Annotated in this window: 22 protein-coding genes; 11 read left to right on the forward strand and 11 right to left on the reverse strand. The window is 72.4% G+C overall.

What is annotated here, in order from left to right; translation table 11 throughout:
* Nucleotides 1–16 precede the first annotated feature (16 nt).
* From TU31_RS21805 to TU31_RS21820, 4 genes are all read right to left on the reverse strand, one after another.
* Complete coding sequence (locus TU31_RS21805; RefSeq protein WP_042157251.1) at nucleotides 17–658, reverse strand: cytochrome b/b6 domain-containing protein; 642 nt, start codon at nucleotides 656–658, stop codon at nucleotides 17–19.
* Entirely contained in the window at nucleotides 642–1,394 is a 753-nt protein-coding gene (locus TU31_RS21810) for a molybdopterin-dependent oxidoreductase (RefSeq protein WP_042157254.1), read from the reverse strand. The genes TU31_RS21805 and TU31_RS21810 overlap by 17 nt, the downstream gene beginning before the upstream one ends.
* Nucleotides 1,395–1,457: 63 nt before the next feature.
* On the reverse strand, nucleotides 1,458–2,441 hold the full coding sequence (locus tag TU31_RS21815; RefSeq protein ID WP_063770817.1) for a hypothetical protein: 984 nt from the start codon (nucleotides 2,439–2,441) through the stop codon (nucleotides 1,458–1,460).
* A gap of 335 nt (nucleotides 2,442–2,776) precedes the next feature.
* Nucleotides 2,777–4,432: an FAD-binding dehydrogenase gene (locus TU31_RS21820; RefSeq protein ID WP_042157256.1), complete on the reverse strand. Its 1,656-nt coding sequence runs from the start codon at nucleotides 4,430–4,432 to the stop codon at nucleotides 2,777–2,779.
* A gap of 209 nt (nucleotides 4,433–4,641) precedes the next feature.
* On the opposite strand from TU31_RS21820, the gene TU31_RS21825 reads away from it, so the two are divergent.
* The 7 genes from TU31_RS21825 to TU31_RS21855 all read left to right on the forward strand — a co-directional run bounded on the left by TU31_RS21825 (nucleotide 4,642) and on the right by TU31_RS21855 (nucleotide 10,725).
* Entirely contained in the window at nucleotides 4,642–5,535 is an 894-nt protein-coding gene (locus tag TU31_RS21825; protein WP_042157259.1) for a DMT family transporter, read from the forward strand.
* A gap of 186 nt (nucleotides 5,536–5,721) precedes the next feature.
* Nucleotides 5,722–6,255, forward strand: a complete 534-nt coding sequence (locus TU31_RS21830; RefSeq protein WP_042157262.1) for an NUDIX hydrolase — start codon at nucleotides 5,722–5,724, stop codon at nucleotides 6,253–6,255.
* Between the two features lie 43 nt (nucleotides 6,256–6,298).
* Nucleotides 6,299–6,709 (forward strand): YidH family protein, encoded by a 411-nt coding sequence (locus TU31_RS21835; RefSeq protein ID WP_042157265.1) that lies wholly within the window; start codon nucleotides 6,299–6,301, stop codon nucleotides 6,707–6,709.
* Nucleotides 6,710–6,712: 3 nt separating this feature from the next.
* Nucleotides 6,713–7,075, forward strand: coding sequence for a DUF202 domain-containing protein (locus TU31_RS21840; RefSeq protein WP_042157267.1), 363 nt, complete (start codon nucleotides 6,713–6,715; stop codon nucleotides 7,073–7,075).
* A gap of 121 nt (nucleotides 7,076–7,196) precedes the next feature.
* Nucleotides 7,197–8,243 carry an MBL fold metallo-hydrolase gene (locus TU31_RS21845; protein WP_042157269.1) on the forward strand — a complete coding sequence of 349 codons (1,047 nt, stop codon included), beginning with the start codon at nucleotides 7,197–7,199 and terminating at the stop codon, nucleotides 8,241–8,243.
* Nucleotides 8,244–8,433: 190 nt separating this feature from the next.
* The gene (locus TU31_RS21850) at nucleotides 8,434–9,486 is read left to right on the forward strand and encodes a phosphotransferase family protein (RefSeq protein ID WP_042157272.1); all 1,053 of its coding nucleotides are present in this window, start codon (nucleotides 8,434–8,436) and stop codon (nucleotides 9,484–9,486) included.
* Between the two features lie 6 nt (nucleotides 9,487–9,492).
* Nucleotides 9,493–10,725 (forward strand): acyl-CoA dehydrogenase family protein, encoded by a 1,233-nt coding sequence (locus TU31_RS21855; RefSeq protein WP_042157274.1) that lies wholly within the window; start codon nucleotides 9,493–9,495, stop codon nucleotides 10,723–10,725.
* Nucleotides 10,726–10,895: 170 nt separating this feature from the next.
* Here the strand turns inward: TU31_RS21855 and TU31_RS21860 are convergent, their stop codons facing one another.
* The 4 genes from TU31_RS21860 to TU31_RS21875 all read right to left on the reverse strand — a co-directional run bounded on the left by TU31_RS21860 (nucleotide 10,896) and on the right by TU31_RS21875 (nucleotide 14,905).
* A complete protein-coding gene (locus TU31_RS21860) occupies nucleotides 10,896–11,474 on the reverse strand; it encodes a class I SAM-dependent methyltransferase (RefSeq protein ID WP_245698624.1) in 579 nt (192 codons plus the stop codon).
* A gap of 270 nt (nucleotides 11,475–11,744) precedes the next feature.
* Entirely contained in the window at nucleotides 11,745–12,350 is a 606-nt protein-coding gene (locus TU31_RS21865) for a TetR/AcrR family transcriptional regulator (RefSeq protein ID WP_042157278.1), read from the reverse strand.
* A 26-nt stretch (nucleotides 12,351–12,376) separates the two neighbouring features.
* Complete coding sequence (locus TU31_RS21870) at nucleotides 12,377–14,038, reverse strand: class I adenylate-forming enzyme family protein (RefSeq protein WP_042157281.1); 1,662 nt, start codon at nucleotides 14,036–14,038, stop codon at nucleotides 12,377–12,379.
* Between the two features lie 96 nt (nucleotides 14,039–14,134).
* Nucleotides 14,135–14,905: an SDR family oxidoreductase gene (locus tag TU31_RS21875; RefSeq protein ID WP_042157284.1), complete on the reverse strand. Its 771-nt coding sequence runs from the start codon at nucleotides 14,903–14,905 to the stop codon at nucleotides 14,135–14,137.
* Nucleotides 14,906–15,089: 184 nt separating this feature from the next.
* On the opposite strand from TU31_RS21875, the gene TU31_RS21880 reads away from it, so the two are divergent.
* Nucleotides 15,090–16,367, forward strand: coding sequence for an exo-beta-N-acetylmuramidase NamZ family protein (locus tag TU31_RS21880; protein WP_042157287.1), 1,278 nt, complete (start codon nucleotides 15,090–15,092; stop codon nucleotides 16,365–16,367).
* 104 nt (nucleotides 16,368–16,471) lie between these two features.
* On the forward strand, nucleotides 16,472–17,806 hold the full coding sequence (locus TU31_RS21885) for an MFS transporter (RefSeq protein ID WP_042157588.1): 1,335 nt from the start codon (nucleotides 16,472–16,474) through the stop codon (nucleotides 17,804–17,806).
* An 18-nt stretch (nucleotides 17,807–17,824) separates the two neighbouring features.
* On the opposite strand, the gene TU31_RS21890 is transcribed toward TU31_RS21885, so the two are convergent.
* Both TU31_RS21890 and TU31_RS21895 read right to left on the reverse strand, forming a co-directional pair.
* Nucleotides 17,825–18,847, reverse strand: coding sequence for a LysR family transcriptional regulator (locus TU31_RS21890; RefSeq protein ID WP_042157290.1), 1,023 nt, complete (start codon nucleotides 18,845–18,847; stop codon nucleotides 17,825–17,827).
* Nucleotides 18,848–19,023: 176 nt separating this feature from the next.
* On the reverse strand, nucleotides 19,024–21,843 hold the full coding sequence (locus TU31_RS21895; RefSeq protein WP_042157292.1) for a penicillin acylase family protein: 2,820 nt from the start codon (nucleotides 21,841–21,843) through the stop codon (nucleotides 19,024–19,026).
* Nucleotides 21,844–22,081: 238 nt separating this feature from the next.
* Here TU31_RS21895 and TU31_RS21900 point away from each other — a divergent pair, with 238 nt between their 5' ends.
* Together TU31_RS21900 and TU31_RS21905 are read left to right on the forward strand one after the other, a co-directional pair.
* Entirely contained in the window at nucleotides 22,082–22,687 is a 606-nt protein-coding gene (locus tag TU31_RS21900) for a hypothetical protein (RefSeq protein ID WP_042157296.1), read from the forward strand.
* 305 nt (nucleotides 22,688–22,992) lie between these two features.
* Nucleotides 22,993–24,432: an amidase gene (locus tag TU31_RS21905; protein ID WP_042157299.1), complete on the forward strand. Its 1,440-nt coding sequence runs from the start codon at nucleotides 22,993–22,995 to the stop codon at nucleotides 24,430–24,432.
* 52 nt (nucleotides 24,433–24,484) lie between these two features.
* Here TU31_RS21905 and soxR read toward each other — a convergent pair whose 3' ends face one another.
* The gene (gene soxR, locus TU31_RS21910) at nucleotides 24,485–25,042 is read right to left on the reverse strand and encodes a redox-sensitive transcriptional activator SoxR (protein WP_042157301.1); all 558 of its coding nucleotides are present in this window, start codon (nucleotides 25,040–25,042) and stop codon (nucleotides 24,485–24,487) included.
* Nucleotides 25,043–25,144: the final 102 nt, after the last annotated feature.

Genomic DNA, 25,144 nt, shown 5'->3' on the forward strand with positions numbered 1-25,144 from the left:
TGCAACTCGCCGCGCTCTACCGCGTGTTGTCCTCGTGCTCCCACAACGGATGCTCGCGCCGGGCCCATTGGGCATCGACCGACCCGGTGCGCAGCCCGCGGCGGGACTCGGGGTCGCCGAAGGCCTTCCAGACGTGTCCGGCGATCACCAGGACCACGGCGAGCGCGAGCCAGTCATGGACGAAGGTGGCGCCGGTCCGCCACACCAAGGGGGCGAGTTCCGTGAACCACATCAACAGGCCGGTCCCGAGCATCACGAGGATCGCGCCGGCGATCCAGGCGGCGTAGAGCTTCTGGCCGGCGTTGAACTTTCCGGCCGGCCGGCCGTCCCGGCGGCGGAGTGCGGCGCGCAACCACTGGCGGTCGTGCGGACCGTAGCGGTTGAGGCGGGTGAGGTCGGCGCGCAGCGCACGGGAGCCGAGGCCCAGCAGCAGGGGGACGGGCAGCAGGATGCCGGACCACTCGTGGACGGTCACCATCAGGGCGCGGCGCCCGACGAGTTCGGCCAGGAAGGGGAGGTAGAGACAGCCTGCGGTGAGGACGCAGAGGGCCATCAGGGTGGCGGTGGCCCGGTGCACCCGGTGTTCCGCGGGGGTGAAGCGGGGGACGCGGGGGCGCTCGGTGACCGGCTCCGAGGGGTCGTCAGGTCGTGGGGGCATCGTCGCGTCCGTTCGACCGGCCGACCCAGGCGTCGACGTCATATCCGCGGTCCTCCCAGTATCCGGGCTCGACCCGGTCGGTGACGGTGATCCCGGAGAGCCACTTCGCCGACTTGTAGAAGTACATGGGCGCGACATAGAGGCGTACCGGACCGCCGTGCGCATGGGCGAGTGGTTGGTCCTGCATCCGCAGGGCGACCAGGACGTCGTCGCGGCGGGCCTGTTCGAGGGTGAGCGACTCGCTGTAGGCGCCGTCGAAGCAGGTGAAGCGGACGGCCCTGGCCTCGGGACGGACCCCCGCGGCGTCGAGCAGGGCCGAGAGGCGAACCCCTTCGAAGGGGGTGCCGGGCACCCGCCAGCCGGTGACGCACTGGACATCGCGCACGAGCCGGGTCTGCGGCATCCGCCGCAGGTCGGCCAGGCGGTAGCCGGCACGGTGGCGCACCAGGCCGTCGACCGTCAGCCGGTAGCTGTGCGCGTCCTTCTCCGGTACGGAGCCGGTCACCGAGTAGTAGCGGAAGCCGCCGCCGCCCGGGAGCAGACCGGTCAGGCCGGTGGGGTCCTTCTGCGCGGCGCCGCCGAGGGCGCTGTCGTAGGCACGCTGGAGGAAGGGGGCCGTGGCCACTCCGGCGGCGCCGGCCGCGAGCATGCCGAGCACCACCCGACGGCCCACGGGGGCGCCCTGCCCGTCCCTGCCGCCGCCCGCCGCGCGGTCCGGCCTGTCGTCCCTGGTCATGCTTCGATTCGAACACCGGGCGGGCGCCGGGGCCAGACCCCGGGCCCCGGCGTCAGACTTTCGTCATCGGCGTCCCCGGGGGCACGGCACGGTGATGTCCCCGGCCCGGCGCAGGGCGGTGTCCCGGGCGGCCCGGAACGCGGCGTCGGCGTCGCGGCCCGCGTACGACCACGGGGCCCGGGTGGGGTGCGGGCCGATGCGCTGGAAGAGGGCGGCGGCCTCGGCCATCCACCCCTCGTGGAAGGTGGCATGGGCGAGGAAGTTGAGATCGACCTTGCCGCGGGGATGGTCCTCTCCGCCCCATTCCAGCCACCAGTCGAAGGCGTCCCGCAGGATCTGGTGGGCGCGCCGGGTGGACCAGTGGCCCCGGTCCGGGCGGGGCGCCGGGCCCGCGGCGGCCAGCACGCGGTAGCGCTCGGTGTGGGCCACGAGGGGCAGGAGGGCGAGCGGCGAGTCGGCGGGGGCGCGGGCCGCGGCGCGGGCCGCGAAGGCATGGGCCGGGTGCCGGGGGTCCTCGCGGGCGCCGGGATGCTCCTCGGCCAGGGCGGCCGTCATCAGGTGATGCGCGTGATGGTGGTCGCGGTGGCGGGCGCGGATCTGCTGGAAGGCGTGGGCCCGGGCCTCCGGAGTGCCGGTGCGGCGGGCGAGGATGAGCGCGCCGAGCCAGGGCGTGGGGTCCTCGGGCAGCATCCGGGCGGCGGTGGCACAGGCGTCGGCGGCGGCCTCGGCGCTGCTCTCGCCGTGCAGCGCGAGCCGGACGGTGGCGAGGGCCAGGAGGGTGGCGGCGTCACCGCTGTCCGGTTCGGCGAGCCGCCAGTCACCGGCCCAGGCGGCGCTGCCGGGTGAGGTGGCCAGGACAGTTAATCGGTGGCCGCGCAGATCCCAGTCCTCGCCGGTCTCGGCGAGCAGGCTGCGCACCCGGGCCCACTGGCCGAGCGCCAGGGCGTCGGCGGCGAGGGACAGTTGGGCGTCGTCCAGGGCCGGGGCGAGCACCGGGCCGCCCGGGCAGCGGGCGGGTGCGAGCTGCGGCGGTGGGGATGGGGAAATGGAAATCACGGGTCAGGGGCTCCATGACGCGCCGCACCGGCCCCGAACAACCCCCTGAGTCGCCCTCAGTGGGGAGGGACCGGATCCGTACGCGCCTCTACAGAGGGTGATGGCTTGGTCCGCACCAGTCATCACGCAAAGCAAAGCGCTACGCAGAGCTCCGCGTCAAGGCGGGAAGGGGAATGGCTGGATCCGCCAACCCCCTTTCCGTATCACGGTATTGAGCGGACCGCCAACGGAAGGCCGACGGACCGCGCACCGCGTCCGGCGCCGCCGCCCGTCTCCGCGTCCCCGTCCCCGCGTCCCCGATCCCGTCTCCCGCCTTCCGTTCCTCGTCAGGCCACCGCCCGCGCCGCCGCCCGCCCCGCCGTACGTCCGGAGAAGAGGCAGCCGCCGAGGAAGGTGCCCTCCAGCGAGCGGTAGCCGTGCACCCCGCCGCCGCCGAACCCGGCCGCCTCCCCCGCCGCGTACACGCCCGGCAGGGGTGCGCCGCCGTCGGCCAGCACCCGCGAGGAGAGGTCGGTCTCCAGGCCGCCGAGCGTCTTGCGGGTGAGGATGTTCAGCCGTACGGCGATCAGCGGGCCCGCCTTGGGGTCGAGCAGCCGGTGCGGGGCGGCGGTGCGGATCAGCCGGTCGCCGAGGTACTTGCGGGCCCCGCGTATCGCCGTCACCTGGAGGTCCTTGGTGAAGGGGTGGGCGATCTCGCGGTCACGCGCGACGATCTCGCCGCGCAGCGCGTCCTCCGCGATCAGCGGCTCTTCGGTCAGCTCGTTCATCCGCCGCACCAGGTCCGTCAGCGACCGCTCGACGATGAAGTCCGCACCGTGGTCCATGAAGGCCCGCACCGGGCCCGGCGCACCGGCCCTCGCCCGGCCCAGCACGTCCCGGATGCTCTTTCCGGTCAGATCCGGGTTCTGCTCGGAGCCGGAGAGGGTGAACTCCTTCTCGATGATCTTCTGGGTGAGCACGAACCAGGTGTGGTCGTGGCCGGTCCGCATGATGTGCGCCAGCGTCCCGAGGGTGTCGAAGCCGGGGAACAGCGGCACCGGCAGCCGTTTGCCGCGGGCGTCCAGCCACAGCGGGGACGGGCCGGACAGGATCCGGATGCCGTGCAGCGGCCAGATGGGGTTCCAGTTGTCGATGCCTTCGGTGTAGTGCCACATCCGGTCACGGTTGATGATCCGGCCGCCGGCCGCCTCGGCGATGCCCAGCATCTTGCCGTCGACATGCGCCGGGACCCCGGACAGCATCCGCTTCGGGGGCCTGCCGAGCCGCTTCGGCCAGTGGGCACGCACCAGCTCGTGATTGCCGCCGATACCGCCCGAGGTGACGATCACGGCCTGCGCCCGCAGCTCGAAGGCACCGGCCACCTCGCGGCTGCTGGGCCGGCCGCGCTCGACGGCCGACGGCTCCAGAATCTCGCCGCTGACGGTGTCCACGCTCCCCGCGCTCTGCGACAGCCCGGTCACCCGGTGGCGGAAGCGCAGCTCCACCAGGCCACGGGCCACCCCGGCCCGTACCCGGCGCTCGAACGGGGCGACCAGACCGGGCCCGGTGCCCCAGGTGATGTGGAAGCGGGGGACGGAGTTGCCGTGCCCGGTCGCGTCGTAGCCGCCGCGCTCGGCCCAGCCGACGACGGGGAACAGCCGTACGCCCTGCCGGTGCAGCCAGGAGCGTTTCTCCCCGGCCGCGAAGTCGACATAGGCCTCGGCCCATTTGCGCGGCCAGTGATCCTCGGGCCGGTCGAAGCCGGCCGTGCCCAGCCAGTCCTGCCAGGCCAGCGCGTGGCTGTCGCGGATCCGCAGCCGGCGCTGCTCGGGCGAGTCGACCAGGAAGAGACCGCCGAAGGACCAGTGGGCCTGTCCGCCGAGGGACTGCTCGGGCTCCTGGTCGAGCAGGATCACCTTGCGTCCCGCGTCCACCAGCTCCGCGGTGGCCGCCAGGCCCGCGAGCCCCGCTCCGATCACGATCACATCAGCGTCGTACGCCATCTCTGCTCTCCTCAACGGGGCACGCCGGGCGCCCCGGCCGCAACGGTGGAACGATCCTCAGCGCACCCGACTGCCGCGTCAACCATGGAGTTACCGGGTGGTACACCGGGGCACGCGGGAGAATGGGGGTGACGAGGGCCACCCCACGCCCGACGCCGGATGACTATCCTCAGGCGCATCCCCCCACCCCGCGCGATACGAGGTGCGACGTGACGGTGATATTGCTCGCCCTTGGCGCGGCCTGCTGCCTGGGACTCGGTTTCGTGTTTCAGCAGGCCGCGGCGCAACACGCCCCGATGAAGGACTTCCTCTCCTTCCGTCTGCTGCTGGACCTGGTGCGGATGCCGCTGTGGGTGGCCGGTATCGGTCTGATGGTGGCCGGGATGGCGCTCGGCGCGGTGGCGCTGGGGATGGGCGACATCACCCTCGTGGAGCCCCTGCTCGCGACCAATCTGCTGTTCGCGATGGCGCTGTCCCGACGGCTGACCCGGCAGCGGCTCGGCCGCAGCGGCTGGGCCGGGCTGTGGCTGCTGGCGGGCGGGGTGACGGCCTTCATCGTGGCCGGGCGCCCCCAGGGCGGGCGCAGCAACGCCGACCCGATGTGGCAGTGGCTGATCATGGGCATGGTGCTGGGCGCCGCCCTGCTGCTGGCGGCGATCGCCAAGCGGGAGCGGGTGCATGTGAGCCTGGAGGCCGCACTCCTGGGCATCGCCGCGGGACTGCTCTACGGACTCCAGGACGCGCTGACCCGGATCAGCGGTGAGCGCTTCGGGGCCGGCGGCTGGTCGGGGCTGCTCACCAGCTGGCAGCCGTACGCCATCATCGTGCTCGGGGTGCTGGCGCTGGTGTTCGTGCAGAGCGCCTTCGAGTCGGCGCCGCTGCGGCTGTCGCTGCCGGCGCTGACCGCCGCCCAGCCGCTGGCCGGAATTCTCTGCGGGGTGGGGTTCCTCGGCGACCAGCTGCGGGTGACGCCCGGGGCGCTGGCCACGGAGGTGATCGGGATCATGGCCGTCGTCGCGGGCATCGTGCTGATCGGCAGCCACCCGGCGATGCCGCCGGGCGCCGGGCAGCGGGAGAACGCCCGGGAGCTCCAGCCGCACTGACCCGCCCCTTCGCGCCGCGCGCGGCCCCCGGCCGTCGTGTCGCGCCTCCCGCCGCCACTCCCCCGTCCGGCCCTGTGTGACTCCCTCGTACGGGCCTTCCTCGCGTCCCGCTCCCCCCGGCCGGGCCCGCCGTTCGCGCCCGGCCCCGGCGGGTGCGGCCCCCTCCCCTGGTGATTGCATGGCTCCATGACCGATCAGCAACCGCTCAACGCGGACGAGATCCTCGACGTCGTCGACGAGAACGATCAGGTCGTGGGGCAGGCCCCCCGCGGTGAGACCTACGCCCGCAGGATGCGCACCCGCTCCGCCTTCGTCCTGGTCCGGGACGCCGAGGACCGGATCTTCGTGCACCGCCGCACTCCGCAGAAGCTCGTCTTCCCGGCGCACTACGACATGTTCGTGGGCGGGGTGGTCGGCGCCGGCGAGACCTATGACCAGGCGGCGCTGCGGGAGGCCGAGGAGGAGCTGGGCGTGCGGGGGCTGGCGCAGCCCGAGCCGCTGTTCAAGTTCCTCTACGAGACGGCCGAGCACACCTGGTGGTCCGCGGTCTACCAGGTGCGCTGCACCCTGCCGGTCGCCCCGCAGGAGTCGGAGATCGACTGGTCCGCGTTCCTGACCGAGGAGGAGCTGAGCCGGCGGCTCGACGAGTGGCCGTGGACGCCGGACGGGATGGCCGCGTACCGGCAGGTGCTCGCCCGGCGGGAGGCGGGGGAGATCTGATGCCCCCGGTGTACGGGACGGGCCGCGGGCCGGGGTGCCGGCCATGATCCTCACCGACGGGCTGCGGTCGCTCCGCGCGGCCGTACGGCTGTGGGTCTCGCCCGCGCGGGTCCACGAGGAGGGGGCGACCCCCGACTACCGCTTCTCGCTCGCCAATGAGCGCACCTTTCTCGCCTGGCTGCGGACCGGTCTGGCGCTGGTCGGCGGCGGGTTCGCGGTGGACCAGTTCCTGCCCCGGCTGCACGAGGGGCTACGGCTGATTTTCACCGTCGTCCTGCTGGTGGGCGGTGCGCTGTGTGCGCTGCGGGCGGTCAACCACTGGGTGCGCTGTGAGCGCGCGATGCGGCGCGGTGAGGATCTGCCGGTCACCCGCTTCCCCAGCGCGCTGGCACTGGGCGTCGGCGTGCTGGCGGTGGCGATGGTCGTGCTGGTGCTGCTGGGCCGGACCGACTAGGCGATGGCGAGCGGACAGCCGCCGGACGCGGGGTCGCCGCGCCCGGCTCCCGACCGGGACCCCGGGCTCCAGCCGGAGCGGACCCGGCTGGCCTGGCGGCGCACCACGCTGTCGGCCACCGCGATGGCGGTACTGGCCGGCCGCCAGCTGCTGCGGAGCGATGCCCCGGGAGCGGTCGAGGTGATGCTGGCGGTGCTGATGGGGCTGCTGTGGGTGGCCTTCATGGCCCTGGCCCACCGCCGGATGCGGGCGATGGCCACGGGCCGCCCGCCGGGCCTGCCCCCGCGGACCGCGCTGCTGCTGGTCGGCTGCACCCTGGCGCTGGCGCTGTGCGGCGGGGTGATCCTGGTGCGGCCGGGGCACTGACACGGGGTACCGCAGGCCCGCCGGCCGGGACGGCGGTACCGTGACACGACCTCGCGCGCACCGAGCGGGCCCCGGCTCGGCAGCGTGGCGTGACGGGTCATCGGACGAAGGGCACACCCGCATGGACGACGCGACGGCACGGCGCACGGCGGCACGGAACCCGGCAGCACCGCCCACCGGCCCCGGCATCAGCGGACCGAACGCCACGGAGCCGCCCGGCGCCGGGACCCCCGCGGGCCCGCCGCCCGCCGACGGGTCCCCCGTCCCCGAGCCCTACCTCACCGAACTGGCCGCCGGGGTCCATGCGTTCATCCAGCCGGACGGCGGGTGGTGCCTGAACAACGCGGGCTTCGTCACCGACGGGGACGCCACGCTGGTCGTGGACACCGCCGCCACCGAGCGCCGGGCGCGCCTGCTGCGCCGGCGGATCGCCGAGAGCGGCGCACCGGCTCCCCGCACCGTGGTCAACACCCACCACCACGGCGACCACACCTACGGCAACGGTGTCTTCGCACCCGAGGCGACGATCGTCGGCCATGCCTCCTGCCGCCGCGAACTGCTGGCCGCCGGACATCAACTGCATACCGTCTGGCCGGAGGTGGCGTACGGCGACATCCGCCTCACCCCGCCCGAGGTCACCTACACCGACGAGCTGACCCTGCACGTCGGTGACACCGAGGTGCGGCTGATCCACCCGGGCGTCGCGCACACCACCGGCGACACGATCGTCTGGCTGCCCCGGGAGCGCATCGTCTTCGCCGGCGATCTGGTCTTCCACGGCGGCACCCCGTTCCTCTTCATGGGGTCGCTGGCCGGCTCGCTGCGCGCCCTGCGGACGCTGCGGGCCCTGGACGCGGTCACCGTCGTCCCCGGGCACGGTCCGGTGACCGGCCCCGAGGTCTACGACGGGATCGAGCGCTATCTGCGGTTCGTCGGCCGGCTCGCGGAGGAAGGCCGGGCGGCCGGGCGCACCCCGCTGGAGACCGCCCAGGAGGCGGATCTCGGCCCGTTCGCCGAGCTGGCCGAGAGCGAGCGGCTGGTGGCGAATCTGCACCGGGCCTACGCGGAACTGGGCGGCGCCGCCCCGGGCGTCCCGCTCGACCCGATCGCCGGCTTCAGCGATATGGCGGTGCTGAACGGCGGGGTCCCGATGGCCTGTCACGCATGAGCCGGGCCCGCGGGCCTCGGGAGACCTCGGGCCCGTGCTCATGAGGGGCAGGGGACGGACGGGGCGGCAGATACGGCGGAAAAGCCTCGCGTGACGGACGCCCCATGCTCCGGCACTGGACTCCATACCGACTAGTCGGCATGATCGTGCCAGCGACCGATGGACCGTCCACTCCGTACGGAGGAGCACGATGAGCAAGGGCACCCCTCCCCCGCAGGCCCAGGACCGGGAGGACCCTCCCGGCCTCGACCTGACACGATTGCGTGCGCATCTGGACCGGGAGCGGCCGGGGCTGGCCGGCGGCCCGCTGCGCGCGCAGCTGATCGAGGGCGGGCGGTCCAACCTCACCTACCGCGTCACCGACGGCGCCGGCTCCTGGGTCGTCCGCCGGCCGCCGCTCGGCCATGTGCTGGCCACCGCGCACGACATGCAGCGCGAGCACCGGGTGATCAGCGCGCTGCACCGGACGCCGGTGCCGGTGCCCGAGACGCTGCTGCTGTGCACGGACGACTCGGTCATCGGGGCGCCCTTCTATGTGATGGAGCTGGTCGAGGGGACCCCGTACCGCACCGCCGCGCAGCTCGCCCCGCTCGGCCCGGAGCGCACCCGCGCCGTGGTCCTGTCCCTGGTCGACACGCTCGTGGAGCTGCACGCGGTGGACCCGGAGGCGGTCGGACTCGGCGACTTCGGCCGCCCCGACGGCTTCCTGGAGCGCCAACTGCGGCGCTGGGGCAAGCAGTTGACCGCGTCGAAGAACCGTGAACTGCCGGGCATCGACGAGCTGCACGAGGCATTGGGCCGGGCACTGCCCGCCTCGCCCGCCCCGGTCGTCGTGCACGGCGACTACCGCCTCGACAACGTGCTGATGGGTGCCGACGACACCCTCAAGGCCGTACTGGACTGGGAGATGTCCACGCTCGGCGACCCGCTGACCGACCTCGGCCTGCTGGTGATGTACAGCTCGGACCTGGGCCTGCCGGAGTCGCCGGTGAGCACCACCAGCGGCGCTCCGGGGCACCCGTCCCCGGCCGAGCTGATCGAGCGCTACGCCGCCCGGTCCGGCCGGGACACCTCCGCGATCGCCTGGTACACGGCGTTCGCCTGGTTCAAGCTCGCCGTGATCCTCGAAGGCATCCACTACCGCTTCACACTCGGCCAGACCGTCGGCGCCGGGTTCGACCGGATCGGCGAGCTCGTCCCCGTCTTCATCGACCGCGGACTCACCACCCTCAAGGAAGGCTGAGGCACCATGGACTTCGCATTCGACGCCCGGACGGAGGAGCTCCGCGAGAAGCTCCTGACCTTCATGGACGAGCATGTCCATCCGGCCGAGCAGACCGCCCATGAGCAGCGGGCCGCACTGGCCTCCCCGTGGGAGACCCCGGCGATCGTCGACGAGCTCAAGGCCGAGGCCCGCAAGCAGGGACTGTGGAACCTCTTCTTTGTGGACGAGCACAGCCTTCCCGATGCGGAGTACGGCGCCGGGCTGACCAATCTCCAGTACGCGCCGCTGGCCGAGATCACCGGCCGCAGCCCGCAGTTGGCGCCCACCGCGCTGAACTGCGCGGCGCCGGACACCGGCAACATGGAGGTGCTGGCGCAGTTCGGCTCCGAGGCGCAGAAGAAGCAGTGGCTGGAGCCGCTGCTGGCGGGCGAGATCCGGTCGGCGTTCGCGATGACCGAACCGGAGGTGGCCTCGTCGGACGCCACCAACATCGAGACGCATATCGTCAGGGATGGCGACGACTACGTCATCAACGGGCGTAAGTGGTACATCTCCGGGGCGATGAACCCGCTGTGCCAGATCTTCATCGTGATGGGCAAGACCGACCCGGACGGCCCGGACATCCGCCGCCAGCAGTCGATGATCCTGGTCCCGCGCGACACCCCGGGCCTGGAGGTCAAGCGCGCCATGCAGGTCTACGGCTTCGAGGACCACTGGCACGGCGGCCATGCCGAGGTGCTCTTCCATGACGTACGGGTGCCGGCCGGCAACCTGATCGGCGAGGAGGGCGGCGGCTTCGGTATCGCCCAGGCCCGGCTCGGCCCCGGCCGGATCCACCACTGCATGCGGCTGATCGGGATGGCCGAGCGCGCCATCGAGCTGATGTGCCGCCGCGCGGTGAGCCGTACGGCCTTCGGCAAGCCGCTGGCCCAGCAGGGCGTGGTCCAGGAGTGGATCGCGGACGCCCGGGTGGCGGTGGAGCAGCTGCGGCTGCTGGTGCTGAAGACCGCCTGGCTGATGGACACGGTCGGCAACAAGGGCGCGCACACCGAGATCCAGGCCATCAAGATCGCCACCCCGCGCACGGTCGTGGACATCCTCGACAAGGCGGTGCAGCTGCACGGCGCGGGCGGTGTCAGCCAGGACTTCCCGCTGGCCGAGCTGTGGGCCGGGGCCCGTACGCTCCAGCTGGCGGACGGTCCGGACGAGGTGCACCAACGGTCGCTGGCGCGCCGGGAGTTGAAGCGCTACCTGTAGCGCGGGGCCGGCGGACGGACCCCGGGCGGGACCCGGTCGGCCGCCGTCGACGGAGTCCGGGCGCCGGCACCCGGATCAGGGGTGCCGGCGCTCGGCGTCGTCCGGGCGATGCCGTGATGCCTGTCCGACATCGCCCGGGGGAACGTTCTGCGGGTGGGTGGGGCGCGGCGTCAGGCCGGGTGAGCGGGGGCGCTGACCGGTGCCAGGTGGTGCACCCGGGCCGGTGGCAGGTTGCCCAGCACCAGTTCCGTACGGAAGGTGTGCCGCTCCAATATCCGGCGCAGGGTGTTCTGCCCGTCGAGGACGTGTTCGCGCCCCGCCCTCCCGGTGAAGGTGCGGCGCATGCGCGCCCCTCCGACGTAGCCGAAGAAGGACAGGGTGCCGCCGGGCCGCAGGGCGCCCAGCAGCCGGTCGAAGATGTCCGCGGTCGTCGGGGCGTCGAAGTTCGCGAACGGCAGGCCGCAGACGATGGTGTCGTAGCTGCCCAGCTCATGGTCCTGCACCAGGCCGGTACGGAACTGGAGCCGCGGGTCGTTGCCGTAGGCACCTTGCAGCAGGTCGACGAAGCGCGGGTTGGCCTCGACCAGGTCGAGGGTGTCGAGCCGGCCGAGCGAACCGGCGATATGGCGGGTCACCGCCCCGGTACCGGGCCCCACCTCAAGGACCGCGCGGGCACTGCCGGGGCTGGGGATCACATAGCGGGTGAGGGCCCTGCCGAGCCGGGGGCCGCTGGGAGCGATCGCCCCCACCTCCCGGCTCGTCCGTGCGTACTCCCGGAGAAAAAGTGTCACTTCAGGCAAAGGGCACCCACTCGATAGATAGCAGTACTATCCATACCTTAGGTTACGGGTGCGGGATGAGGACAGCCCCGGCCCGTGACCGCCCCTTGAGTCTCATGGCCCCGGGGCGTATGCCCACTGGTCTTGCGCGCAATCCAACAAATTCCAGGGGACGCGGTCAAGGCCCGCTGCGCGATCAGGTGCACCTGTGTGAGCAGCGCCGCACTCCGGCGCCGTGGCTCACGGCCGCAGCGCCCGCAGCAGCAGATCGGCGAGGTGGTCGGCGACCTGCTGCGGACTGAGCGGCCCGTCCTCGCGGTACCAGGTGCCCAGGTGGTGCACCGAGCCGAAGTGGTAGTCGACGACGAGGTCGGCGGGGATGTCGGCGGCGAACACGCCGGTGCGCTGGCCCTCCTCGATCAGGGCCCGGAACCGCTCGTGGTAGCGCCGCCGCTCGGCGCGTACCTGCTTGTCCTTCTCCGGACTCAGCTGGTGCATCGAGCGGAAGAAGATCTTGGTGTCGTCGAGGTTCTCGATGGTGGTGACGACGACATCGGCGGCGGCGTCCCGCAGCCGCTGTTCCACCGGCGCGTCGGCGTCCGCGAAGTGGTCGAGCCGCTCCTGCTGGAGCCGCAGCACCCGGCCGTAGACCTCGTGCAGCAGATCGTCCTTGGAGCCGAAGTAGTGGTAGAGGGCGCCCTTGGTCACACCCGCCGCATCGACGATCTCCTGGACGGAGGTGCGGTCGTAGCCCTGCTCCGCGAAAAGCCTGGTGGCGGTGGCCAGCAGCCGCTGGGCCACCGGCTTCGCACCGTCGTTGCCGTTGCCGTCCTTCGTGCCGGCCATCGCCCTCACCTGTCCTTCGTGCTCAGTCATGCGCGGTGGCGCAGCTCCCGTCGGAGGATCTTGCCACTCGTGGTCTTCGGAAGCTCGGCCAGGATCTCCACCGCACGGGGATATTTGTACGCGGCCAGCCGTTCCTTGCAGTAGGCGGTCAGCTCGGCGGGCTCCGTTGCGGTGCCGGGGCGCAGGCTGACATACGCCTTCACCGACTCGCCGCGGTAGGCGTCGGGCACCCCGACCACAGCCGCCTCGCGCACCGCTGGATGGCTGTAGAGCACGTCCTCGACCTCGCGCGGCCACACCTTGAAACCGGAGGCGTTGATCATGTCCTTCTTGCGGTCGACGACATAGAGCCAGCCGTCGCGGTCCATGAAGCCGATGTCGCCGGTCCGCAGCTCACCGTCCGGGAGGGCCTCGGCGGTGGCGTCGGGGCGGCGCCAGTAGCCGGGGACGACCTGCGGGCCGCGCACCGCGATCTCGCCCGGCTCGCCGAACGGCAGGTCCCGGCCGTCCTCGCCGATGATCCGGACGACGGTGTCGGGGCCGGGGACACCGACGGCGAGCGTGCCGGACACCTTGTCGACCGGCGCCTCCCGGCCCGGCGGGACGCTGGCGCAGGGCGCGGTGCACTCGGTCAGGCCGTAGCCGTTGTGGACGTACGGCCCGAAACCGGTACGGAACTTCTCGACGAGGGCGGGCGGCAGCGGCGCACCGCCGGAGGACATGGTCCGGAAGGACGCGAAGTGGTCGCGGGTGACCTCGGGGTGGGCCATCAGCGCCATATAGGCGGTCGAGGGGCCGACCGTGTAGGCGGGGCGGTGCTCCAGGAAGGCATCCAGGACGACGCCCGCCTCGAAGCGGTAGGCGAGCACCAGGGTTCCCTGGTTGGCGATACAGGCCGCCAGTTCGCAGACCATGCCGGTGATGTGGAAGAGCGGGGCGAGCGCGAAGTAGGTGGCTCCCGCGGGCAGGCCCAGACCGGTGCGCTGGCGTTCGGCGTTATAGGTGATGTTGCCGTGGGTGTTGGTCGCGCCCTTGGGGGTGCCGCTGGTGCCCGAGGTGTAGCTGATCAGCGCGAGGTCGCCGACGGTGAGCTCGGGGTCGTCGGGCGCCACCCGTATCCTCCCGGTCGTGCGGGCGACGGTCAGCAGATCGTCGGCGTCCTGCTGCGGCCCGAGCCGCTCGCCGTGCAGCACCCGCTGGTCGTCGCGGGTCTGGAGATCCCGTTCGTGGGCGGTGAGCACGATCCGTACGGACGGCGCCCCGGCGGCGGTGACCCGCAGAAAGCCGTCCCAGGTGCGGTCGGCGCAGATGACGGCGGTGACCTCGGCGTCGTCCAGGATGTGCCGCATCTCGGCGGACTTGTACATGGGGTTGACGGGCACCACCACCCCGCCCGCCTTCCACACGCCGAGCAGGGCGAGCACGAAGTGCGGGGTGTTCTGGAGCATGACCGCGGCCCGGTCGCCGCGCCGGAAGCCGCGCTCGGCGAGGTGGGCGGCGATGCCGTCGGAGAGCGCGTCGGTCTCGGCGTAGGACAGCCGGCCGTCGAAGTAGGCGAGCGCCGTTCGGTCGGGGACGCTGCCCACCGCGGCCCGGAAGGCGTGCAGCGTCGAGGGAGGCGGCTGCACGGGGGCGCGCTGGGCGTCGGTGAGCTGTGCCAGCCACGGCTTGTCCTGGTAGGAGGTCATCGAGGTGCGGCCCTTTCTTCCTGATCGCCCGATCATCCCTGCGGGGAAACGGCTGGGGTGAGGTGGGGTGGCGGACCCGGCCCGCCACCCCGCGCCCTAGGAGCGGCCCTCGGCCTGCTCCAGCTTCTGCTGGAGGTGATTCATCCCGCCGATCCAGCGGTCGGGTTCGGCGGCGCGCGCGGTGTAGTAGTCCGCGACCTCGGGGTGCGGCAGGACCAGGAAGCGGCCCTCCGCCATGGCCGCGAAGAGCGCCTCGGCGACGTCCTCGGGCTCCACGGCGGTCGGGGTGAGCACGAGGTCCCCGGCGGTCCCGGTGGCGGCCAGCATGTCGGTGCGGACGCCCTGGGGGCAGATGGCGTGGACGTCGATACCGCGGTGCCGATAGGTGAGCGAGAGCCACTCGGCGAAGGCGTAGGCACCGTGCTTGGTGACGCTGTACGGGGCGGCGGCGACCATGGTGAGCAGGCCGGCGGCGGACACCGTGGAGATGAAGCGGCCACTGCCGCGCTCCAGCCACTCCGGAACCAGCTCACGGGCGGCCCGGACATGCGCCATGACATTGACGTCCCAGGCCAGCGCCCAGTCCTCCTCCGGCGCTTCGGGCCCGCCGCCGGTGCCGACCCCGGCGTTGGCGCAGAAGATGTCGATACCGCCGCCGAGCGCCTCGCGGGCGGCCGGGACCACGGCGGAGGCGTCACCGGCGACCGCGATCGCCCCGATCTCGTCGGCGGTCCGCTTCGCCTTGGCCTCGTCCAGATCGTTGACCACGACCCGGGCGCCCTCGGCGGCGAACCGGCGGGCCAGCGCGGCGCCGATCCCCCCGCCCGCCCCGGTCACGACCACGGTCTTGTCCCGTACGGCTGCCACGCTGGATCTCCCTCGGTCACGTCGGTTCGGCTGACGGCAGACTAACCAGTCGGTATGTCCTGACGGAAGAGTCCTTTCCGCCTCGGCCCGCCCTGTTCCGGGATGCCCCGGGCCGGGCTAGGGTCCAGGCCTCAGCGTGCGCACGACAGGTACCCGGTGGATTTCTGATCACGGAGGTGTGCGGATGGCTCTGTCGAGACGCCTATTGCTCGGGCGGCTGGCGGCGACGGGTGCGGCCGGGGCGGCCCTGGCCGCGGGGGCCGGGCCCGCGCGGGCCGCGGAGCCGGCGCACGGCGGCGGGCGGGGGGTGCGCACCGGCTTCGACCGGCTGGCCGCCGACGGCTACCGCCTGCTGGACGGCCACCGGGTCGGCATCGTCACCAACCCCACCGGCGTCACACCGGATCTGCGGCACATCGTGGATGTGATGCACGCCGACGACCGGGTGCGGCTGACCGCCGTCTTCGGCCCCGAGCACGGCTTCCGGGGCACCGCACAGGCCGGTGGCTCCGAGGGCCGTTACGACGATCCGGCCACCGGACTGCCGGTCTACGACACCTACAACAAGAGCGGCCGGGCACTCGCCGACATCTTCACCGCCTCCGGTGTGGACACCGTCGTCTTCGACATCCAGGACGTCGGCGCCCGCTTCTACACCTACATCTGGACGCTGTACGACTGCATGGTGGCCGCGGTCCTGGCCGGCAAGCGCTTCCTGGTCCTCGACCGCCCGAACCCGGTCACCGGCCGCGCGGCCACCGGCCCGGTGCTGGACAAGGCCTATGCCTCGTTCATCGGCCGGGAGCCGATCGCGCAGGCGCACGGGATGACCGTGGCGGAGCTGGCGCTGCTGTTCAACGGCGAGTTCGTGCCGCAGGCCGCCGGGCGCCCGGTGGAGCTGGAGACGGTCCGGATGACGGGCTGGCGGCGCGGCGACTTCTACGACACGACCCGGCTGCCCTGGGTCCCCCCGAGCCCCAACATGCCCACCCCCGACACCGCCCTGGTCTACGCCGGCACCTGTCTCTTCGAGGGCACCAACCTCTCCGAGGGACGCGGCACCACCCGCCCCTTCGAACTGCTGGGCGCCGACGGCATCGACCGGCGCTGGGCCGCGGCCGCCACCGAACTCGCCCTGCCCGGCGTGCACTTCAGGGAGGCCTACTTCGCCCCCACGTTCTCCAAGTTCCAGGGCAAGACGATCGGCGGCGTACAACTGCACGTCCACGACCGCGCGGCCTTCGACCCGGTGCGCACCGGCATCGGCCTCCTGGTGACCGCGAAGCGGGTCTGGTCCGGCTTCGCCTGGCGGCCGGACCACGGCATCGACCGCCTGACCGGCTCCGCGCTGGTCCGGACGATGATCGACGCGGGCGCCGGACCGGACGAGATCGTGGCCGCCTGGCAGCAGGACCTGGAACGCTTCCGTACGGTGCGGCGGCGGTATCTGCGCTACCCGTAAGGGTGTTGGGCCGGTGCCGTCGCGGGCCGGCCCCCGGTCTCAGGAACCGGGACGGGGCCTTTCGCCTCTTGACCGGTGCCTCCACCGGGCCGGAAAGTGCGCGGGTGAGCAAAGACGCGACAGCAGCGCAGACACCGGACGACGCTCCGGCGAAGACGAACGGGGCGGCCGCCGGCGGCGAGAGCCTGCGCCGGGTGGCGGTGGCCTCGTTCATCGGGACGGCCATCGAGTTCTACGACTTCTACATCTACGGGACGGCCGCCGCGCTCGTCCTCAACCAGGCGTTCTTCCCGACGCTCGATCCGGTCAACGCCACCCTCGCGTCGTTCTCCACCTATGCGGTGGCGTTCGCCGCGCGGCCGCTCGGCTCGGTGGTCTTCGGCCACTTCGGCGACCGGGTGGGCCGTAAGTCCGTCCTGGTCGCGTCGCTGCTGCTGATGGGGCTGTCGACGGCGTGCGTCGGACTGCTCCCGGGATACGGCACCTGGGGCATCTGGGCGCCGCTGCTGCTGATCGCGCTGCGCTTCCTCCAGGGCATCGGGCTGGGCGGGGAGTGGGGCGGGGCCGCGCTGCTCGCGGTCGAGCATGCGCCGCGCACCCGCCGGGGGCTGTATGCGGCGTTCCCGCAACTCGGCCCGTCCGTGGGGTTCTTCGCGGCGACCGGGGTGTTCTGGCTGCTGTCGTCCGCACTCGACGACGCGGCGTTCCGCTCGTGGGGCTGGCGGGTGCCGTTCCTGCTGTCGTTCCTGCTGGTCGGCGTCGGACTGTTCGTACGGCTGAAGATCAGCGAGACACCGGTCTTCACCAAGGTGCTGGACGCCCAGGAGGCGAGCAAGGTCCCCGCCGTCGAGGTGCTGCGCCGCCATCCGCGCGAACTGCTGCTGAGCGCGGGCGGGATGATCGTGGCGTACGGCCTCTTCTACACGGCAACGACCTACTGCCTCTCCTACGCCACCGGCACCCTCGGCATCTCCCGCAACACCATGCTGGGGCTCTCCCTCGTCGCCTGCCTCTTCCTGGCGGCCGGCACCTGGCTCGCCGCCACCCGCTCCGACGGCGCCGGCCGCCGCAGGCTGATCCTCGCCGGCAGCGTCCTCGCGGCGGTGTGGGGGCTGGTGCTCTTCCCGCTGCTGGACACCGGCCGGCCGGTGCTGATCGCCCTCGGTATCGGTGGCGCGCTGTTCTGCATGGGTGTGGTGTACGGCCCGATGGGCGCCTATCTGCCGGAGCTGTTCAGCGCACGGGTGCGGTACTCGGGCGCCTCGCTGGCCTACAACCTCGGCGGCGTCCTGGGCGGCGCCGTGGCTCCCCTGGTCGCCACCCGGCTCCAGTCGGCGTACGGCTCGGCGTCGGTGGGCTGGTACGTCAGCGCGATGGCGGCCGTCTCGCTGCTGTGCGTGCTGGCACTGCCGGAGACCCGGGAGCGGGAACTCGTCTGAGGCGACCGCCCCGCGCGCTCACGAGCTCAGCCACCACCGGCCGCTCTCCCGGGACAGCGCCTCCCACAGGAGGTTGAGGGGGTGGCCGGGGGCGTAGGAGTCCCGCTCGCCGCGGCGGGTGAAGACGCCGACCAGTACCTCCGTTCTGGGGCCCACCTCTCCGACGAGTTCCAGGGTGCGCAGTCCGCCGGCCTCCGGGAGGCGGCCGTCCGCCGCCGCCTCCCCGATGCCCCGGGTGACCAGCATCGCGCCGCTCACGACCCCGGACCGCAACAGCTCGAAGCCGTAGTGCGCGGCCTCGATCTCGGCCGCGATGGAGAGCCGCTGGCGGTAGTCGGGGCCGTACCAGGCGGTCAGGAAGCGGCCGATCAGCCCGCGCGCCGAGACGACCAGCGGCAGCCCGGGCAGGTCCCGGGCCGCGAAGGAGGTGCCGGGGAGCCGCTCCGGCGGCAGATTCGTCAGCAGGGACAGCCCGCTGCGCCGCCACTCCATCACCTCGTACGGAGCCAGCAGTTCCGCTTCATCCCGCTCAGTGACCACGACGCTGCCGCAGACCAGATCGAGCTCCTTGGAGCGCAATTTGGTGAAGAGGTCGCCGGTGCGGACATGGGTGACCTTCAGATCGACATCGTCGCGCTCATAGTCCTCGGTGACCCGTTCCACCGCGTCCAGGAGAAAGCCGAGCGTATAGCGGGTGGTGCCGACGGAGAGCGTCCGGCCGAGCCGGCGGCGGGCGTCGTGCACACCGTCCGTCCACTCCCCCAGCGTGCGGCGCGCCAGCTCGACCAGCGCCTCCCCGGTCGCGGTGAACAGGGCGTCCCGGCCCCGCCCCTGCTTGAGGACCAGTTCCTCGCCGCACAGCGCGGCGAAGGTGCGGTTCATGGTGTCCAGTTGCTTCTGCACGCTGGACTGTTCGCGGCCCAGCCGCCGGGCGGCACCCAGCGCGGTACCCGCCTCGTGGACGACGATCAGTGTGCGCAGCTGGTCCATGGTGGTATCCAGCAGCTCCGTCGGGTACTGCTGCGGACCTGACAAGGCCATGCCTCGCTTTCCCCTCCCCTGAAGTTCAGAACCCTGAAGCATAACCCCAAGGGAAGGCCGCCCCGAGGGCAGTCGGCGTTCCTGGAACGGGAGTTGGGCCCGCCGAGGCACCCGGCGGGCGTGCACGAAGGCCCCGGGGTCACCCGCCCCGGGGCCTCGCCGGTGCCGCCTCCCGTCTACCGGTGGGCGGGGAACTCCACCACCTGCTGATAGGTCGGCCGGTTCTGCCAGCTGATGGTGGCGTGGGTCAGACCGCCCACCGTGCGGTGGATGATGGCGTCCGCGCACCACTGGTCGCCTGCCTTGCAGCTGTCATCGCCGGGGTAGACCTGCTCGGCCGTCTTCCCGGCCGCCTGCTGGAGCGTGGCGAGCAGGGTGTCGCGGCAGGCGGAGAGCTCACCACCGCCGCAGAACTGACGGCCCAGCGGCCCCGCCACCTTGTCGCCGAGCACCCCCCGCAGATCCTTGTCCACGTAGCTCCACCAGCCGTATTGGAAGGCCGATCCGGCGTGCGCCCCGGTCGGGCCGTGGCCGGCCGACGGTGACTCGTCGATCCCGAGGTTGGCCCGCAGCGCATCGTAGAGGTCGCCGCCGAGGCCCGGCTTGAAGACGGCCTCCGTCATCAGCGGCCACCAGGCGTCCATCAGGCGTACCGCGTCGGGGTGGGTGTAGGCGTGCGAGCCCGCGGCGGTCTCCCGGCGCTGGGCGCCGTCCTTGCGCCAGGCCTCCAGCTGCTGGACCGCGGTCTTCAGCTTCGGGTCGGTGACCGGCTTGCTGTTGAGGACCCGCAGGAGTTCGGGCAGCACGTCCTCACCGCGCAGGTCGGTGACCGCGGCCTCCCCCATGGCACGGGTCAGCGACGCCCGGGTCACCCCGCCGTCCTTCGTCAGCGCGCGCACCCGGTCGTCCAGCAGATTGCCGCGGTGCACGGAGCCGTTGCCGTAGCCCGCCGAGTCGTAGTCCTTGGCCTGCTTGTTGTTCCAGGAGATGTAGTAGTCCTGGTTGACGGACTGCGGGTGCTGGGCGGCCGGGGTGTACTCGGTGGTGTTGGTCGCGGGGTCGTAGCCCTTCCACTCGTAGGCGTCGTCCGCCTTGACGGGCAGCGCCGGATCGACCTCGGGGTTGCGGACCGGGTTGAGGCCGCTGTTGTAGTACGCGATGTCGCGGGAGTCGGCGTAGAACCAGTTGAAGGCGTAACCGATGTGCTGGGCGGCCTGCTGGAACGTCTTGGCGTCTTGCACGTAGGACGGGTCGTTGAACATCTGGAAGCCGATGATCGAGTCGGCCTCGTGGCGGTAGGTGGAGCGCTGCGCGGTGTAGGCGACGGGCTTGCCGTCGACGGTGGCGCGGTGGGTGACGGTCCCGTACTTGGTCCGGAAGACCTGCATCCGGTAGGAGCCGGCCGCCGTGGGGTCGGCGATGGTGGGCTTCCAGGAGTTGGTGCGCTCCAGCTTCTCCATGGGGACGCACGCACCGCGGTAGCGGTAGGAGGTGGAGTCCTTGGTGGGCGCGGAGCCGTCCGCGTTGCACAGCTCGACCGCGAAGGTGTCGGTGATGTCCTGGCCGGCCGAGGTGGCGCTCCAGGAGTAGTCCTGGCCGCGGCCGAGCTGGACGTACATCCCGACGCCCGCGAAGGAGGCGCCGCGGGCGCTGATGCCGGGCCCCTGGATCTCCTGGAGCATCAGCAGCTGGGGCGCGAAGTAGCCGGTCTGCGGGCCGAACACGGCGACCGGGTGGCCGCTCGCGGAGTGTTTGCCGGACACCAGCAGGGCGTTGGACATCCCGCGGCGCCGGGTGGGATCGAAGCTCCCCTCGGGCAGCACCCCGTCCTTGAAGAGGCCTTCCAGCTTCTTGTACTTCCTGGGGGCCTTGACCGGGTCCCGGGGCGGCGTCCCGCTCTTGGTGGTGGCCGCGCCGGTGCGGTCGAAGACCAGCGGCTCGGGGGTGACCGAGCCGCGGTCCGGCAGCGCCGTGCCCTTGGCCTTGGCGGGCTTCACGGCGTACGGGAAGCTGCTGCCGTCGTGCAGGGTCTTGGCGGCCTCGGGGTCGTTGCGCTCCCGGAAGGACTCCCAGACCTCGGTGCCCTTCTCGACGCCGTACTTCTGCTGGGCGGAGAGCAGCGCAAGGGCCGAGGGGACCTCGCCGCCACCGCCGTTGCCGAAGAGACCGCCGACGACGGAGGCCAGGGCTATCAGGTCGGTGAGCTTGAAGGGCTGGATCTCACCGGCGTTGGTGATGGCGTCGACATGTCCGGTGAGCACGTACTCGCCGGGGAAGTAGCGGCCGTTCTTGGACTGTTCGCGGTAGGCGTTGATCCCGTCGACATAGGCCTGGGCGTCCTGCATGGCCAGCTTCCCGCGCTCGCCATTGGTGTCCCGGATGCGCTCGACCTGGGCCTGGAGATCGTCCTCGGTGTACGGCGCCTGCGGCCAGAACTGCTGCTCCAGGCCCTGGTTGGCGAGCGCGCCGCCGGCGAAGGAGGTCAGTTCGCCGCGGCCGATGTGGCGGAAGAGATCCATCAGCCAGAGCCGGTCCTGGCCCGCGGCGTAGCCGGCGCCGAATTCGGTGCCGTAGCGGGTGGTGCCCTTGATGTGCGGGACGCCGGTCTTCTTGTCGCGGGTGATGGTCACGTCGTCGCGGGGCGTGCTGACCTTGCCGACCTGGTCCGTGGGGACGCCGAACGAGGCATCGTTGAAGAAGTTGCCGAGGGTGTCGTCGGTGAGCGACTGATAGCCGCTCGCCAGCGCGCCGTACGGGGCGACTTGGTCGGTGGAGTGCTCGGGGTGGGTGCCGAACAGCTTGTTTCCGAGGATCTCCACCAGGGTGGCGTTGCCGGTGGCGCCGGGCGGCAGGATGTCGCCGCACTGGCCCCGGCAGTAGTCCTGGGCGTCCGGGGGCGCGGCGGCCGCGGTGGGGGGCGGTGCCAAGAGCGTGGCACCCAAGGCGAACAGGGCTGCCGCGGCGGCAGTCCTGAACCTTCCGGTACGTCGTCGCATTGCAGCTCCTCGATGGGGGTCCCCTTGGGGAGGGCGGGCGGGACGTTACCGGCGGTTATCCCCGGCCGGAAGATGAACAACAGTCAACTTTTGCCCTGCCACCCGAAGACCGGGCCGGCGCCGCGGCGACACCTCGGAACATCGCCAACAAAGCCGCAAAAAAGTTCGATGGATCCAAGTGGGGGCAGGCTACGTCTCATCCCTGTCCAGTCGGATCCTCCCCACGGAGGTGGGAAGAATGGCCGGTTTCAGAGCCCTCGCAGAGCAGGTCCGCAATCCACGTCTCGTCGCGACCCAGCGACGCACCGCGCTGCGCAAGTGCCTTGAACGCTTCGCCCCTTACGGGCACCGGGCGACCTGGCACCATCTGTGCACCCGGGCCGGTATCGCGACCCAGGACCGCGATCCCGATCCGGAGCGGCTGATGGCCGCGCTCGCCGAGCTGGAGGAGGCCCGTGCTCTCTGGCTCGCGTACGAGGAAGAGTGCGCCGCCCGGCGCCGCAAGGAGAAACACCACGGCATCCGCCAGCCCGGCGCGCTCGACGAGTGGCACCGGCGGACCTGGGGCGGCTGCGACATCGTGCCGTGCGAGTCACCGCAACGGCACCCCGCGGCCCGTCTCGCGGTGGTACTGCGCCGCATGATCGCCGCGATGGAGGCCGGCCGGCCCCGCCGCGACTGCCCGGTGTGCGGCAGCACCCACTTCGCCTGGCCCCCGGACTCCACCGCGACCGGCCCGGCCTGCCGCCAGTGCGGCGTCCTGGCCCCGGTCTCCGTACTGACCCCTGAGGCCCTCACCGCCGCGGGCCGGCTCCACGGGGCGGACGCCTTCGCGGCGGCCTGACCGTCCTCGCACGACACCGGGCGCCTCCGCGTGACGGGGGCGTCCGGGTCGGTGTGCGGACGGGGCACGTGGCCTCCGCCCGGAGCCCGCGCGCCCGCGACCTCCACAGCGCGCGGGGCAACGGGCGCAGGTCGCCCACCGTCGGGCATCCCGTTCATATAGGGGCCTTTACGAATCGACCCGCGAACTGAAACAACTGTCCACGGGCCGACCACCCGCACCGGCAGCGCGCCCGGGGGGCGTCGGTCCTCCTGCCCGGGCGGCACCAGGGTCGCGCGGGCGTCGGTAGGAGAGGGTGGACGTCCATGGCCGAACTGCACGATCTGACCGCGCTGGAGCAGGCCCGGAAAATCCGGTCCGGGGAGCTCTCCCCCGTGGAACTGACCGAGCACTATCTCGCGCGGATCGAGCGGCTCGACGACACACTCGGCGCCTTCCTCACCCGCACCCCCGACATCGCCCGCAAACAGGCCGCGGACGCCGAGAGCGAGGCCGCCGCGGCCCGCCGCGAGGGCCGTGAACTGCCGCCGCTGCACGGCGTTCCCGTGCCGGTGAAGGACCTCAACCAGGTCGCGGGGGTGCGCTGCACGATGGGCTCCCGGGCGCTGGCCGAGCATGTGCCCACCGTCGACGACCATGTGGTCGGCAAGCTGCGGGCGGGCGGCACGATCCTGCTCGGCAAGACCAACACCCCCGAATTCGGGCTGCCCTGCTACACCGAGAACGGCCTCGCCCCGCCCGCCCGCACCCCGTGGGACCTGGCGCGCTCGGCGGGCGGTTCCAGCGGTGGGTCCGCCGCGGCCGTGGCGGGAGGCCTGGCGCCCGTCGCGCACGCCAGCGACGGCGGCGGCTCGGTCCGGATACCGGCCTCGGTCTGCGGGCTCTTCGGCATCAAGCCCAGCCGTGGCCGGATCAGCGGCGGCCCGCTGCTGCACGATGTCTCGGGCCTGGCCACCTCGGGCCCGCTGGCCCGTACGGTCGCCGATGCGGCCACCCTGCTGGACGTCCTGGCGGGGGCGATGCCCGGCGACCCGTTCGCGGCGCCGTCGCTGCCGCCCGGGGAGACCTTCGCCGACCACGCCCTCCGCGACCCGGGACGGCTGCGGATCGCCTGCCTCACCGAGGCGCCCGTCCCCGGCATCGAGGTGCACCCCGACTGCCGTACCGCCACCACCGAGACCGCCGCCCTGCTGACCGGACTCGGCCATGAGGTCGAGGAGTTGACGCTGCCCGCCGACGAGAGCGTCCTGCTCGCCTTCACCCGCGTCTGGTCGGTGCTGGCCGCGAGCCGCCCCGTACCGCCCGGGCGCGAGGAGTTGCTGATGCCGCTCACCCGCTATCTGCGCGACCGCGGCGCCGAGGTCTCCGGCACGGACTTCACCCGCTCGCTGTACGCCTTCCGGATGCTCGCCCAGTCCCTGGCCGACGGTCTGATGCCGCCGGGTGGCTATGACGTGATCCTCTCGCCGACCCTGGCCGCGCCGCCGGCCGAGGTCGGCGCACTGCGCAACGACGCCGACCCGCAGGCCGAGTTCGACGCCCTCGGGGCGTTCACCCCGTTCACCGCGCTCTACAACGCCACCGGCCAGCCCGCGGTGAACGTCCCGTTGCAGTGGAACGCCGAAGGGCTGCCGATCGGGGTGATGCTGGCCGGCCGGTACGGCGACGAGGCCACCCTGATCGCGCTGTCGGCGCAGCTGGAGCAGGCCCGCCCATGGGCGGGACGCACCCCGCCCGTGTGGTGACGCACACCGGAGTGCGCGCGCCCGTCCCGCCCCGGGACGGGCGCGCCCGCGCTCAGCTCTCGCCCGTGCAGCACTCCTGCTCGTCCGGCTGCGCCGGGCCGGTCCCCGGCTCGCCGCCGGCGCGCCGCTGTGCCCCCTCCGGGTCCTTGGCGCTCCGGTCGACCCGCAGCCGCCGCGCGCCGGGCCCCCGCTCTCCGAGGTTGTCGTACGGATTGGACAGCGCGCACTTCTCCAGCGAGAGGCAGCCGCAGCCGATGCAGTCGGTCAACCGGTCGCGCAGCTCCACGAGTTGGCTGATCCGCTCGTCCAGTTCGGAGCGCCAGACCTCGGAGAGCCGGGCCCAGTCGGCGCGATTGGGGGTGCGCTCGTCGGGCAGCTCCGCCAGTGCGTCGCGGATCACCGCGAGCGGGATGCCGACCCGCTGTGCCGCCCGCACGAAGGCGACCCGGCGCAGTGCGTCACGGGTGTAGCGGCGCTGGTTGCCCGCCGTCCGGGTGCTGCTGATCAGCCCCTTGGACTCGTAGAAGTGCAGCGCGGACACCGCGGCGCCACTGCGCGCGGAGAGCTGGCCGACGGAGAGTTCATGAACCTTGTACGGAAGCTGGGGCACGGTTCAACCCTAGTCGTCCGGCCATTGACAGCGGGGGCTCGTACTCCGCATTCTGAGCAAGCGCTTAGTAAGCGTCGGCCGATGCGCGCCAACGGCGGACGG

The sequence above is a fragment of the Streptomyces lydicamycinicus genome, assembly GCF_000829715.2.
Taxonomy (GTDB): Bacteria; Actinomycetota; Actinomycetes; order Streptomycetales; family Streptomycetaceae; genus Streptomyces; species Streptomyces lydicamycinicus.